The following is a 750-nucleotide window of genomic DNA, read 5'->3' on the forward strand; positions in this document are numbered from 1 at the left end:
TGGCGGCGGCCTATGGCATCGCGGTGACGGGGACGATGTTCATCTCGACCTGCATGGTCGGGGTGCTGATCCGGCGCGTGTGGCATTGGCCGCTCTGGGCGACGGCGCTGTTCGAGATCGTGTTCCTGTCGATCGACGGCCTGTATTTCGCGTCGAACCTGACCAAGGTGCCCGACGGCGGCTGGTTCCCGCTGTTGGTCGCGGTGATAGTGTTCGTGCTGCTGACCACCTGGTCGGAGGGGCGCAAATTGATGATCGAGCGGATGCGCGAGGCGGCGATGCCGATCCGGATCTTCATCGATTCGGCCGCGACCTCCGCGACGCGCGTATCCGGGACGGCGGTGTTCATGACCTCCACGCCGGAAGGGGTGCCGCACGCGCTGCTCCACAATCTGAAGCACAATCGCGTGCTGCACGAACGCGTCATCCTGCTGACCGTGCGCGTCACCGACATGCCCTTCTTCCCGGAGGAGGACCGGTTCCTGCATGAGGATCTGGGGCAGGGGTTCCACCGCGTCATCCTGCGCTACGGCTTCATGGAGGAGCCGGACGTGCCCGCGCATCTCAAGACGTTCCACGGGTGCGGCGCGGCGTTCCGGATGATGGACACCAGCTTCTTTCTCAGCCGGCAGACGTTGCTGGCCTCCGATCGGCCGGGCATGGCGATCTGGCGCGAAAAGCTGTTCAGCTGGATGCTGCGCAACGCCGAAAGCGCGATGGAATTCTTCCGCCTGCCGACGAACCGCGTCG

At 65.1% G+C, this 750-nt stretch carries 1 protein-coding gene; it reads left to right on the plus strand.

Annotated features, from left to right (window positions below; translation table 11 throughout):
- Window positions 1-750 (plus strand): KUP/HAK/KT family potassium transporter (locus NS334_RS15975; RefSeq protein WP_193753131.1); only part of this gene is annotated, 750 nt, incomplete at both ends.

The sequence above is a fragment of the Sphingomonas endophytica genome, from assembly GCF_001476895.1.
Taxonomy (GTDB): domain Bacteria; phylum Pseudomonadota; class Alphaproteobacteria; order Sphingomonadales; family Sphingomonadaceae; genus Sphingomonas; species Sphingomonas endophytica_A.